Source organism: Streptomyces sp. NPDC058157, from assembly GCF_042884105.1.
In the GTDB taxonomy this organism is placed as follows: Bacteria; Actinomycetota; Actinomycetes; order Streptomycetales; family Streptomycetaceae; genus Streptomyces.
This window is the reverse complement of the sequence record NZ_JBHVUQ010000050.1, coordinates 35,277-47,228: the sequence shown is the minus strand read 5'-3', so window position 1 is coordinate 47,228 and position 11,952 is coordinate 35,277. Positions and strand designations below refer to the sequence as shown.

Here is an 11,952-nt window from a genome sequence, read left to right as displayed (position 1 = left end):
CGTACGCCACACCCGCAGTGGGTGGCGTACGCGCCTCCGCACGCCCGCCGGGGGCACGGAGGGGGTTCGGCAGCGGCCGGGGGTCCGGGGTCGCCGGGCTCCGGACTCCGGACTCCGGGCTCCGGGCTCCGGGCTCCGGGCTCCGGGCTTCAGTGCACGAAGGCCGGTTCCGGCGCCGGTTCCGCCGCGGCCTTCTTGGCGCCGAGGTGGTTGAAGGCCAGGTTGAGCAGGATCGCGACCACGCATCCGGTGCTGATGCCGGAGTCGAGGACGACCAGCAGGTCCTTGGGGAAGGCGTGGTAGAAGTTCGGCGCGGCGATCGGGATCAGGCCGATGCCGACCGAGGCGGCGACGATGAGGGCGTTCTCGCCCTTCTCCATGGCCGCGCCCGCCAGGGTCTGGATGCCGCTGGCCGCCACCGAGCCGAAGAGGACGATGCCGGCGCCGCCGAGGACGGGCAGCGGGACGACCCCGATGACGGAGGCGGCCACCGGACACAGGCCCAGCAGGATCAGGATGCCGCCGCCCGCGGCGACGACGAAGCGGCTGCGGACCTTGGTCATCGCGACGAGTCCGATGTTCTGCGCGAAGGCGCTGCACATGAACCCGTTGAACAGGGGGCTGAGCGCGCTGCCGAGGGTGTCGGCGCGCAGGCCGCCCTCGATGGTCTTCGCGTCCGCCGGACGGCCCACGATCTTGCCGAGGGCCAGGATGTCGGCGGTGGACTCGGTCATGCAGACCAGCATCACGATGCACATCGAGATGATCGCCGCGACCTGGAACTGCGGGGCGCCGAAGTGGAAGGGGGTGGGGAAGCCGACGAGGTCCGCGTTCTTGACGGCGTCGAAGTTCGCCATGCCCAGGGGTATCGCGACGAGGGTGCCCGCGACCAGGCCGAGCAGGATGGAGATCTGCTGGAGGAACCCGCGCAGGAACTTGCGCATCACCAGGACGATCGCCAGGGTGAGCGCGGCCATGCCGATGTTCTTCATCGAGCCGTAGTCGGTGGCCGTGCGGTTGCCGCCCTGGGACCAGTTGAAGGCCACGGGGAGCAGCGAGACACCGATCAGGGTGATGACGGTGCCGGTGACCACGGGCGGGAAGAACCGGACGAGCTTGCCGAAGTAGGGGGCGGCGAGGAAGCCGACGACTCCGGCGACGATGATCGCGCCGAAGATGACGGGGATGGCGTCGTGCCCCTGCCCCTTGCCGATGGCGATCATCGGGGTCACACCGGCGAAGGAGACCCCGTTGACGAAGGGGAGTTTGGCGCCGATCTTCCAGAACCCGAGGGTCTGGAGGAGGGTGGCGAGCCCTGCGGTGAAGAGGGAGGCGCCCATCAGGAAGGCGGTCTCGGTGGCGGAGAGGCCCACGGCGGGGCCGACGATCATGGGCGGGGCGACGACACCCGCGTACATGGCGGCCACGTGCTGGAGGCCGCTGGTGAACATCTTGAACGGAGGCAAGGTCTCGTCGACCGGGTGCTTCTCGTCCGGTACTGCGACTGCATCTTTGCGGAACCTGGGCGCATCGGCCACGGCTTCCTCCGGTCGGTTAAACACGTCGGCAGGGACGTGGGTGTCAGGGAGGTGGTGCGAAAGCGTGCTGGTCGAGCCTTTATGGAGTTGTGGGTGGAGCCACTTCTGTTGTCCCAAGGGGTGCGGAATCGATTCGCCCAAAAACCGGTTCCACGCGGTGGTCCCCGCCCGGTCAGGGCTGGGGGTGCCGTGGCAGTGGCGCGGATGGCGCGCCGTGCGGGGGAAGGGGTGTCACGAGTCACCGCCCCGGGGGCGCCGTCGGATCTCTCCTCGGGCGCTTCCCGGGAACGGCTGCCGCGGACCCCGCTCGGGTCCGCGGCGGCCGGCCGGGGGCCGTCCCCCCCGGCCGGACTCCGTGGGGATCAGCCCTGCGCGGTGATACGCGCCAGGCGCTGGGCCTCCTCGCGGGTGGACACCGCGATGGCGTCCTCGTCCGCGAAGAGCAGCCGGTTGTTCTCGACGATCTGCTTGCCGTTGACGAACGAGGCGGTGACCGGGGCGGCCGCACCGAAGACGAGGGCGGTGACCGGGTCGGCGATCGAGGAGTGCAGGAAGGTGTTGAGGTTCCACAGGACCAGGTCGGCGCACTTGCCGACCTCGAGCGAGCCGATGTTGTCGGCGCGGCCGAGGACCTGCGCACCGCCGTAGGTGCCCAGGCGCAGCGACTGGCGGGCGTTGAGCGCGGCCTCGCGGTGCACCGGGTTCAGACGGTTGATCAGCAGCGCGTTGCGCAGCTCGGTGTGCAGCTCGCCGGACTCGTTGGAGGCGGTGCCGTCCACGCCGAGGCCGACCGGGACGCCGGCGGCCAGCATGTCCGGGACGCGGGCGATGCCGGCGGCCAGACGGGCGTTGGAGGACGGGCAGTGCGCGACACCGGTCTTGGTGCGGGCGAACGCGGCGATGTCGGAGTCGTTCATGTGGACGCTGTGCGCCATCCACACGTCCTCACCGAGCCAGCCGGTCGACTCGAAGTAGTCGGTCGGGCCCATGCCGAAGAGTTCGTGGCAGAACTTCTCCTCCTCGACGGTCTCCGAGCCGTGCGTGTGCATGCGCACACCGAGGCGGCGGGCCAGCTCGGCGCCCTGCTTCAGCAGCTCGGTGGAGACGGAGAAGGGGGAGCAGGGGGCGACGGCGACCTGGGTCATCGCGTCGAAGGAGGCGTCGTGGTACTTCTTGATCGTCGCCTCGGTGTCCGCAAGGGCACCCTCGAGGGTCTCGACCGCGTGGTCCGGCGGCAGGCCGCCGTCCTTCTCGCTGCGGTCCATGGAGCCGCGGGCGAGGGTGAAGCGGACGCCCATCTCGGACGCGGCGCGGATGATCGCGCCGGAGAGGTCGCCGGAGTTCTTGGGGTAGACGTAGTGGTGGTCCATCGCGGTGGTGACACCGCCGCGGGCCATCGCGGCCAGGGAGCCCTGGGCCGCCGAGTACGCCATCTGCTCGTCGATGCGCGCCCAGGTCGGGTACAGCGCGACGAGCCAGTTGAAGAGGTTGTGGTCGGTGGCCAGGCCACGCGTGATCCACTGGTAGAAGTGGTGGTGCGTGTTGACCAGACCGGGGGTCACGAGGTGCCCGGTGCCGTCGATGCGGCGGACGACGTTCTCGAGGTTCTCGGGGGCCTTGCCCGCGCCGACGAACTCGATCTTGTTGCCTGCGATGACGACGTGACCCGAGGCGTACTCGGTGTCGTTGGCGTCGACGGTCGCGATCGCACAGTTCTCGATGACGATGCGCTCTACGGCGCCGTCATGGGCTGCCGATGCTGCCATGGGACTTCCTCGTGCTTTCAGTGGCGGTGCGGGCACGGCAAAACCCTGGGGATTTGAGTGCCGGAGCCGGGGGCCTGACAGCTGACAGTACTGCCGCCCCGTGTGATGCGTCCGGGTGCCGATTCAGGAAGCTGTGGGGGTGTCGCCCCGGGGCCACTGCGGAGCCCCGGGGCGCACGTGCGCTGCTCAGAGGTTGGTCATGTCCACGGGGATACGGGCGTCAGCGCCGTCGCGGAGGACCGTCGCCTCGATCAGACCGTACGGACGGTCCGCGGCGAAGTACACCTCGTTGTCGTTCTTGAGGCCGAAGGGCTCCAGGTCGACGAGGAAGTGGTGCTTGTTCGGGAGCGAGAAGCGGACCTCGTCGATCTCCGAACGGTGGTTGATGATGCGCGAACCCATCTGGTACAGGGTCTGCTGCAGCGACAGGGAGTAGGTCTCCGCGAAGGCCTGGAGCATGTGCTTCTTGGTCTCGGCGTAGGACTTCTCCCAGTTGGGCATCCGCTGCTCGTCGTCGGTCCAGTTGAACCGCCAGCGGCCCGACACCTGGGTGGCCAGGATGCGGTCGTACGCCTCCTGCAGGGTCGTGTACTTGTCCTTCACGTAACCCCAGAACTCCGAGTTGGTGGAGTTCATGACGATCAGGTCCTTGAGGCCGGAGATGACCTCCCAGTTCTGGCCGTCGTACGTGATCTGGGTGACGCGGGTCTCCATGCCCTTGCGGACGAAGGAGTGGTTGACCTCGTCGGAGCCGATGAACTTCGAGTTGGCGTCCGAGGTGGCGATCCGGTCCCAGCCGTACTCCTCGATCCGGATGCGCGCGCGCTGGATCGGCTCCTGGCTGTTGACGAACCAGCGCGCCAGGTGGATGCCGAACTGCTCGGCGGACTCGATGCCGTACTCCTTGGCGAACGCGTACACCGTGTTCTTGGTGGTGTCCGTCGGGAGGACGTTGGCGTTCGAGCCGGAGTAGTGGACGTCGTCCATGTCGCCGGAGAGGGCGACCGAGACGTTCAGGTCCTTGATGTGGTGCGTGTCGCCGTCCCGCGTGATCTTGACGACGCGGTTCTCTGCTTTGCCGTACTGGTTCTGGCCCAGAATCGTGGCCATGCTAGCTCCCTCGGTAAACGGAGTAGCCGAACGGGTTGAGCAGCAGCGGTACGTGGTAGTGCTCGCCCGGGTTCACCGCGAAGGTGATGGTTACCTCGGGGAAGAACGCACCGCTGTCCCTTACGCGGGGGGCGTCCTGCTGCGCCTCGGCTTGCTTCTTTTCGAAGTACGTCTCGGTCTCGAAGTCGAGACGCACGTGTGTGGTGCCCTCCGGCAGGGCCGGCAGGTCCTTGCAGCGCCCGTCGGCGTCGGTGGCGGAGCCGCCCAGGGCCGCCCACTCGCCGTTCAGGCCCGCGCGGGCCGACAGGGAGATGGCGACGCCCTCGGCGGGGCGGCCGATGCTGGTGTCCAGAATGTGCGTGGACACCGACGCGGTGGTCTCGGTGCTCATGTTCACTCTCCTTCTGCGAGCTCGACGAGTCGGGTCAGACGGATCCGGTTGATCTTCACGAGTTCGCCGCGAGCGATCTCTCGCTCCTGCTCCGGCGTGTTCTCGATCCGGACCTTGACCGAGTCCCGCATGAACTCACCGGTGGCACCGGTGGCGCAGATGAGGAACACGTGGCCGAACTTGTCCTGGTAGGCCAGGTTCAGTTCGAGGAGCTCGTTCTTGAGCTCCTCCGAGGCACCGGCCATGCCACGCTGCTCGCGGGCGGAGGTCGGGTCTCCCGGCTTCGGCCGGCCGATCGGCGCGTGGCCTCCCATCGCCTCGCCCAGGTCCTCCGCGGTGAGCTCCGCCATGGCGGCCTCGTTCGCGGCGAAAAGGGAGTCGGCGGTGGTGAAGGGGCGCTGGGCGAGCATCTTGCTCCCCCACGCCGAGCTGGCGCACACCTCGTGCAGCTCGGCCGTGGCCTCGCTGTCGTCCAAGGCGTTGAACCGGGTCAGACCCGGGGTCTGGCTCGAAGTCACGGTAGGCCTCCGTGGCCTGTTGTTGCTTTGACGGGCTGCGCATAGCTAACGCCCTCCACAACACGGCGTCAACACTTTGTTGAAACTTCGCGTACACAAAAGCCGCCGCCCGGGTGAATTGGGCGGCGGCTCGTGACCGTGGGTGGAGCATCCCTCACTCCGGGCTGTTCCGCCCTTGTGTCTTGTTCGCGTTTTCCCGGTTCAAATAGTTGTAGACGGTGAAGCGGCTTACGCCCAGGGCCCCCGCGACCGTCTCCACGCCGTGCCGGACGGAGAAGGCGCCCCGCGCCTCCAGTATGCGTACCACGTCCTGCTTGGACTTCCGGTCGAGCTGCGCCAGCGGCACGCCGTGACGGCGTTCCAGCGCGGCCAGGATGTGGTCCAGCGAGTCGGACAGCTGCGGCAGGCGCACGGCCAGCAGCTCCCGCCCCTCCCACGTCAGCACGACGTCGTCGGGCTCGGCCGCGGAGGGGTCCATCAGCTCGCCGCCCATGGCGTCCACCAGCGGCTTGACCGCGGTGACGAACGGGTGGTCGCGGGGTTCGGTCATGCTCCGTCCTCACCGATCACGTTGACCTGGAGCGAGACGCGGGTGGCGCCGGCCTCCAGGGAATCCCGCAGCAGCGCGGCCACCGCGGTCAGCACCCGGTCGGAGTCGCCCTCGGCCGTATTGCCGAACGGGCCGACGTCGACCGCGTCCAGCTCGGCCTTCTGGATGACCTCGCGGGCGGCCACGGCGTGGGCGGGGGCCTCTTCGAGATCGAAGGGCTCGGTCGTGAACTCAACTCTCAATCGCACGTCGTCAAGCTACCGGGCAGTCCTGAGATTCCGGGAGTCGGCACTTGACAAGTCGGACGCCCGGCTTGCAGTCTTCCATCAAGCAGAAACTAACTTCCGCAATACGGAAGGAGCGCACACCCCTCATGGGATACTCGGACCAGCGCTTCGATGTGAACCTTTCGATCCTCTTCACGGAACTCCCGCTCCTGGAGCGCCCCGCGGCCGCCGCCGCGGCGGGCTTCACCGCGGTCGAGCTGTGGTGGCCCTGGATCGAGACCCCCACCCCCGCTCAGGAGGAGCTCGACGCCCTCAAGAAGGCTCTTGAGGACGCCGGCACCCAGCTGGTGGGCCTGAACTTCTACGCCGGCCAGCTCCCCGGCCCGGACCGCGGCGCGGTCTCGGTCCCCGGCGAGGAGTCGGACCGCTTCAACGCCAACATCAACGTCGCGGCGGACTTCGCCGCCTCGGTCGGCTGCAAGGCGCTCAACGCCCTCTACGGCAACCGCGTCGAAGGCGTGGACCCGGCCGTCCAGGACGAGCTGGCCCTGAAGAACCTGGTCGTCGCGGCGCAGGCCGCGGACCGGGTGGGCGCGATCCTCCTGATCGAGACCCTCAACAAGCCCGAGTCGCCGCTCTACCCGCTGGTGAGCGCCCCGGCCGGCATCGAGGTCGTGGACAAGGTGAACGAGGCCACCGGTCTCGGCAACGCCAAGTTCCTCCTCGACCTGTACCACCTGGCGATGAACGATGAGGACCTCTCCGAGGTCATCGAAAAGTACGCCGCCAAGACCGGGCACGTCCAGATCGCCGACAAGCCCGGACGCGGTGCCCCCGGCACCGGTGAGCTGCCCCTCGAGGACCTCCTCGACCAGCTCAAGAAGGCCGGCTACCAGGGCTTTGTCGGCCTGGAGTACAAGGCCGCCGACGCCGCCGCGTCCTTCGACTGGCTGCCGGCCGAGGCCCGCGCCGCCAAGTAAGAGGACGAAGTCCGGGCAATCAGCCAGGCACCTCACGCACTTTTCGTACGATGCATTAAGAGAAGGACCCTCATCATGAGCAACCTCCCCAAGATCGCCTGGATCGGCCTCGGAATCATGGGCTCCCCCATGTCCGAGAACCTCCTGAAGGCCGGCTACTCGGTCACCGGCTTCACCCTCGAGCAGGACAAGCTGGAGCGCCTGGCCGCCGCCGGTGGCACCGCCGCCGGCTCGATCGCCGAGGCCGTGGCCGACGCCGACGTGATCATCACGATGGTGCCCGCCTCCCCGCAGGTCGAGGCCATCAACTACGGCCCGAACGGCATCCTGGAGAACGCCAAGTCCGGCGCGCTCATCATCGACATGTCGTCGATCACCCCGCAGACCTCCGTCGACCTGGCGAAGAACGCCGCCGAGAAGGGCATCCGCGTCATCGACGCCCCGGTGTCCGGCGGCGAGGCCGGCGCCATCGAGGCCGTCCTGTCGATCATGGTGGGTGGCGAGCAGGCCGACTTCGACGCGGCCCTGCCGATCCTCGAGGCCCTCGGCAAGGTCATCGTCCTGTGCGGTCCGCACGGCTCCGGCCAGACGGTCAAGGCCGCCAACCAGCTCATCGTCGCGGTGAACATCCAGGCGTGCGCCGAGGCCGTGGTCTTCCTCGAGAAGTCCGGTGTGAACCTCGAGGCCGCCCTCGACGTCCTCAACGGCGGTCTGGCCGGCTCCACGGTCCTGACCCGCAAGAAGGACAACTTCCTGAACCGCGACTTCAAGCCCGGTTTCCGGATCGACCTGCACCACAAGGACATGGGCATCGTCACCGACGCCGCCCGCAACGTCGGTGCCGCCCTGCCCGTCGGCGCGGTCGTCGCCCAGCTGGTCGCCTCCCTGCGCGCCCAGGGCGACGGCGGCCTGGACCACTCCGCCCTGCTGCGCGCGGTCGAGCGCCTCTCCGGCGCCCAGGTCTGATCCACCCGCGGCCCGCTCCCCCGGGCCGCCTCCCCCCGCACGAACGGGGGCCCGAGTTTCCGGATGGTGCCGGTGCTGACACCTGTCCTGTCGCGCCCAAGCGCCGGCACCGTCCGGATTACCTCCCCATTCTTTCTTTCAACAAACTGTTGACGTCGCGTTCACGCCGAAATTAGGCTGTTCCGCATGACGGAAGATGCATTCCGTCAGCAGTTACCCGTACGGAAGGTCACCATGTCGAAGCGCACGCTGACGACCGAGTCCGGCGCCCCGGTCGCCGACAACCAGAACTCCGCCACCGCCGGCGTCGGTGGCCCGCTCCTGATCCAGGACCAGCAGCTCCTCGAGAAGCTCGCCCGCTTCAACCGTGAGCGCATCCCGGAGCGCGTGGTGCACGCCCGCGGCTCGGCCGCGTACGGCTACTTCGAGGTGACCGACGACGTCACCGCCTACACCTCGGCCAAGTTCCTCTCCGAGGTCGGCAAGAAGACCGAGACCTTCCTGCGGTTCTCCACCGTGGCCGACTCCCTCGGTGGCGCGGACGCCGTCCGCGACCCGCGCGGCTTCGCGCTGAAGTTCTACACCGAGGACGGCAACTACGACCTCGTCGGCAACAACACCCCGGTGTTCTTCATCAAGGACCCGATCAAGTTCCCCGACTTCATCCACTCCCAGAAGCGCGACCCCTTCACGGGCAAGCAGGAGCCGGACAACGTCTGGGACTTCTGGGCGCACGCCCCCGAGGCCACGCACCAGATCACCTGGCTGATGGGTGACCGCGGCATCCCGGCGTCCTACCGCCACATGAACGGCTACGGCTCCCACACCTACCAGTGGACCAACGCCCAGGGCGAGGCCTTCTTCGTCAAGTACCACTTCAAGACGAACCAGGGCATCCGCTGCCTGTCGGGCGAGCAGGCCGCCGAGCTCGTCGGCAAGGACGCCAACTCGCACCAGACCGACCTGCTCCAGGCCATCGAGCGCGGCGTGAACCCGAGCTGGACCCTGTACGTCCAGGTCATGCCGGCCGCCGAGGCCGCGGACTACCGCTTCAACCCGTTCGACCTCACCAAGGTGTGGCCGCACGCCGACTACCCGCTGCAGCGCGTGGGCCGCCTGGTCCTCGACCGCAACCCGGACAACGTCTTCGCCGAGGTCGAGCAGTCCGCGTTCTCCCCGAACAACTTCGTCCCGGGCATCACCGCCTCGCCGGACAAGATGCTCCAGGGCCGCCTGTTCGCCTACGCCGACGCCCAGCGCTACCGCCTCGGCGTGAACCACACCGTGCTGCCGGTCAACGCCCCGAAGGCGACGAAGGCCGACAACTACGGCCGCGACGGCGTCATGGCGCTGCGCAACGGTTCGCGCCACGACAAGAACTACGAGCCCAACTCGTACCAGGGCCCGGCCGAGACCGGTCTGCCGCTCGGCGCCCCGAAGGCCGTCTCCGGCTACACGGGCACCCACGAGGCCCCGGCCCACACCAAGGACGACGACTTCTTCCAGGCCGGTGAGCTCTACCGCCTGATGTCGGAGGCCGAGAAGCAGCGTCTGGTGGCGAACATCGCCGGCGGCCTGTCCCAGGTCACCCTCGAGGACGTCATCGAGAAGAACCTGGCTCACTTCCACGCCGCGGACGCCGACTACGGCAAGCGCGTCGAGGAGGCCGTGCGCGCCCTGCGCGACGCCTGAGCCCCACAGATGTACCGGGGGCCTGACGGGAGGTCAGGCCCCGGGTGCTGAGCCCGCGCCGCGGACCCGGATGAGGGGTGGTACGTGGTGAGGGCAGGACGAGGACCGTGGCAGGCGAGCGAGCCAGTGCGGTGGTAATGGGTTCCGAGGCCCGTCTCTTGACCTGAGGGAGACGACGCCGGAGTTCTCGTCGCCCGCCCGCCACGGTCCCAGCCACTCCTCTATATAGGGGCCACGCACAGAGTCCCCTATATAGAGGAGAACCAACCTCCCCCATGTCTCCGCCCGGCGGTGCGAACGTCCCCTTCCGGACGCCGTCCTCGCACCGCTGCGCGGGCTTCGGGCCGGCTGCGCCGGCCTCCGGCCGCCGGATTCCACCCGGCGCCACCACAACTCCGCCCGGCGGTGCGAACGTCCTGTCGCGCCAGCCTCGCTCCGTCGGGCGGTAACAACCAGAGCGCCGAGTCACGGACGGTCCCGTGACTCGGCGCTTTGTCATGCCCGGGCGTACCGGGGAAGGCGTACGGAGAGCAGCAGGGCCACCCCGACGGCGTTGGCCAGCTGCTGCACGGCGTTGAGCACCCCCGAGGCGGAGCCCACCTCGGACTCGGCCACGCCCGCCAGGATCACGTCGAACAGCGGCGGGATCACCAGGCCCATCCCGAGTCCCGTGACGAAGGTGCCCGGCAGCAGCCCCCAGCCGTCCACCGCCCCGCCGGCGGCCACGGCCAGCACGCCCAGGCCCAGGGCGGTGAGCGCGATGCCCGCCTGGATCACCAGCCGGCCGTGCCTCGCCGCGAGCCCTCCCGCCGGCCCGGCGGCGACGGCGATCCCCAGCGCCAGCGGGGCGACGGCGTACCCGGCCCCTTCGGGCGAGAGCCCGAGCGGGCCCTGGAGGAAGAGGGACAGGACCAGCATCAGGCCCGTGAAGGCGGCGAAGAAGGCGACGGCGACCGCGATCCCGCTCGTGTAGCCCCGGTTGGCCGGCAGGGACGGGGCCACCAGGGGCGAGGGACGTCGCCGCTGGAGCCGCGCGAAGATCCAGAAGCCCAGCGGCCCGGCCGCCATCAGTGCGAAGCTCCAGGCGGGCCAGCCCAGCTCCCGCCCCTGCACCAGGGGGTACACCAGGGCCCCCGAAGCCGCCGCGGCCGGCAGCATGCCCGGGACGTCGAGCCGCGCGCCCCCGTCGGGGACCGTGCGCGGGATCCAGCGGACCGCCCCGGCCAGGGCCGCCAGCCCCAGCGGGACGTTCACCAGGAAGACCAGGCGCCAGCCGGTGCCGAAGAGGTCGGCCCCGGCGAGCAGGCCGCCCAGGACCGGCCCGCCGACGGCGCACACCCCCATCACCGGCCCGAACAGCCCGAAGGCCCGGACCTGCTCGGGGCCGTCGAAGACCTCCTTGACGATGCCGAAGCCCTGCGGCAGCAGCAGTGCTCCGAAGGCCCCCTGGACGGCGCGGGCGGCGATCAGCCAGCCCTGTCCCGGGGCCGCTCGCGCCCCGCCAAGCCCCCGCTCAGCGAGGCGGCCGTCGTCGAGGCGGGCCTGCGGGTGCTGCGCCGCGAGGGGGTGGACGCGGTCACCATGCGCAAGGTCGCGGCCGAGCTCGACACCGGCCCCGCGTCCCTCTACGCGTACGTCTCCCAGCGCGGCGAACTGCTGCGGCTGATGCACGACGCCGTGATCGCGACCGTCCCGCTCCCGGCCGTCGGGCCCGGGCACTGGCGCGAGCGGCTCGCCGCCCTCGTCACCGACGTGGTGCGGGCGCTGGGCGCCCACCCCGGCATCGGCCGGGTCTCCCTGGGGGACATCCCCACCGGCCCGGCCTGGCTCAGCCTCTTCGACCGCGTCCTCGGGCTGCTCCTGGCCGGCGGGATCGACCGGCAGCGCGCGGCCTGGGGCTGCGACCTGATCGCCCTGCACATCGGAGCGGTCACCTATGAGGTGGACTCCGCCGCTCCGGCCGCCGGCGATGGCGAGGGGGCCCTCCAGGGGGCCCTGGACGCCCGCCACGCCCGGGTCGGCATCGAGGAGCGCCTGGCCGGCCTCGACCCCGTCCGGTACCCGCACCTGGCCGCCAGTACGGCCGAACTGGCGGCCGGACCGGCGTCGGCGCGGCTCGCGCTCGGGATCGAGGTGCTGATCGACGGCCTGGCCGGCGGGGGTTCCCGGTAACGCGGAGCGGCCCCCGCCCCTCCCGGAGGAGGTGCGGGGGCC

At 69.7% G+C, this 11,952-nt stretch carries 12 protein-coding genes; 4 read left to right on the top strand and 8 right to left on the bottom strand.

Going from position 1 to position 11,952, the window contains the following annotated elements; genetic code table 11:
- Positions 1 to 149: 149 nt before the first annotated feature.
- The 7 genes from ACFVXK_RS15565 to ACFVXK_RS15535 form a co-directional block, all read right to left on the bottom strand.
- Positions 150 to 1,538 carry a nucleobase:cation symporter-2 family protein gene (locus ACFVXK_RS15565; RefSeq protein WP_389612041.1) on the bottom strand — a complete coding sequence of 463 codons (1,389 nt, stop codon included), beginning with the start codon at positions 1,536 to 1,538 and terminating at the stop codon, positions 150 to 152.
- A gap of 362 nt (positions 1,539 to 1,900) precedes the next feature.
- Positions 1,901 to 3,304 (bottom strand): 8-oxoguanine deaminase, encoded by a 1,404-nt coding sequence (locus ACFVXK_RS15560; RefSeq protein ID WP_389612040.1) that lies wholly within the window; start codon positions 3,302 to 3,304, stop codon positions 1,901 to 1,903.
- Positions 3,305 to 3,490: 186 nt separating this feature from the next.
- A complete protein-coding gene (pucL, locus tag ACFVXK_RS15555) occupies positions 3,491 to 4,414 on the bottom strand; it encodes a factor-independent urate hydroxylase (RefSeq protein WP_327279348.1) in 924 nt (307 codons plus the stop codon).
- A gap of 1 nt (position 4,415) precedes the next feature.
- Entirely contained in the window at positions 4,416 to 4,805 is a 390-nt protein-coding gene (gene uraH, locus ACFVXK_RS15550) for a hydroxyisourate hydrolase (protein ID WP_389612039.1), read from the bottom strand.
- 2 nt (positions 4,806 to 4,807) lie between these two features.
- Positions 4,808 to 5,323: a 2-oxo-4-hydroxy-4-carboxy-5-ureidoimidazoline decarboxylase gene (gene uraD / locus ACFVXK_RS15545; RefSeq protein WP_389612038.1), complete on the bottom strand. Its 516-nt coding sequence runs from the start codon at positions 5,321 to 5,323 to the stop codon at positions 4,808 to 4,810.
- Between the two features lie 154 nt (positions 5,324 to 5,477).
- On the bottom strand, positions 5,478 to 5,873 hold the full coding sequence (locus tag ACFVXK_RS15540; protein ID WP_389612037.1) for a helix-turn-helix domain-containing protein: 396 nt from the start codon (positions 5,871 to 5,873) through the stop codon (positions 5,478 to 5,480).
- On the bottom strand, positions 5,870 to 6,121 hold the full coding sequence (locus ACFVXK_RS15535) for a thiamine-binding protein (protein WP_007267384.1): 252 nt from the start codon (positions 6,119 to 6,121) through the stop codon (positions 5,870 to 5,872). Before ACFVXK_RS15535 ends, ACFVXK_RS15540 begins: the two co-directional genes overlap by 4 nt.
- Positions 6,122 to 6,246: 125 nt before the next feature.
- On the opposite strand from ACFVXK_RS15535, the gene ACFVXK_RS15530 reads away from it, so the two are divergent.
- The 3 genes from ACFVXK_RS15530 to ACFVXK_RS15520 all read left to right on the top strand — a co-directional run bounded on the left by ACFVXK_RS15530 (position 6,247) and on the right by ACFVXK_RS15520 (position 9,738).
- Positions 6,247 to 7,080, top strand: a complete 834-nt coding sequence (locus ACFVXK_RS15530) for a TIM barrel protein (protein ID WP_389612036.1) — start codon at positions 6,247 to 6,249, stop codon at positions 7,078 to 7,080.
- A 75-nt stretch (positions 7,081 to 7,155) separates the two neighbouring features.
- Complete coding sequence (locus tag ACFVXK_RS15525; RefSeq protein WP_389612035.1) at positions 7,156 to 8,046, top strand: 2-hydroxy-3-oxopropionate reductase; 891 nt, start codon at positions 7,156 to 7,158, stop codon at positions 8,044 to 8,046.
- A 234-nt stretch (positions 8,047 to 8,280) separates the two neighbouring features.
- A complete protein-coding gene (locus tag ACFVXK_RS15520) occupies positions 8,281 to 9,738 on the top strand; it encodes a catalase (protein ID WP_389612044.1) in 1,458 nt (485 codons plus the stop codon).
- A gap of 495 nt (positions 9,739 to 10,233) precedes the next feature.
- Here the strand turns inward: ACFVXK_RS15520 and ACFVXK_RS15515 are convergent, their stop codons facing one another.
- Positions 10,234 to 11,409 carry an MFS transporter gene (locus ACFVXK_RS15515; RefSeq protein WP_389612034.1) on the bottom strand — a complete coding sequence of 392 codons (1,176 nt, stop codon included), beginning with the start codon at positions 11,407 to 11,409 and terminating at the stop codon, positions 10,234 to 10,236.
- Here ACFVXK_RS15515 and ACFVXK_RS15510 point away from each other — a divergent pair.
- The gene (locus tag ACFVXK_RS15510) at positions 11,320 to 11,910 is read left to right on the top strand and encodes a TetR/AcrR family transcriptional regulator C-terminal domain-containing protein (RefSeq protein WP_389612033.1); all 591 of its coding nucleotides are present in this window, start codon (positions 11,320 to 11,322) and stop codon (positions 11,908 to 11,910) included. The two genes, ACFVXK_RS15515 and ACFVXK_RS15510, sit on opposite strands and share 90 nt — an antisense overlap.
- Positions 11,911 to 11,952 lie beyond the last annotated feature (42 nt).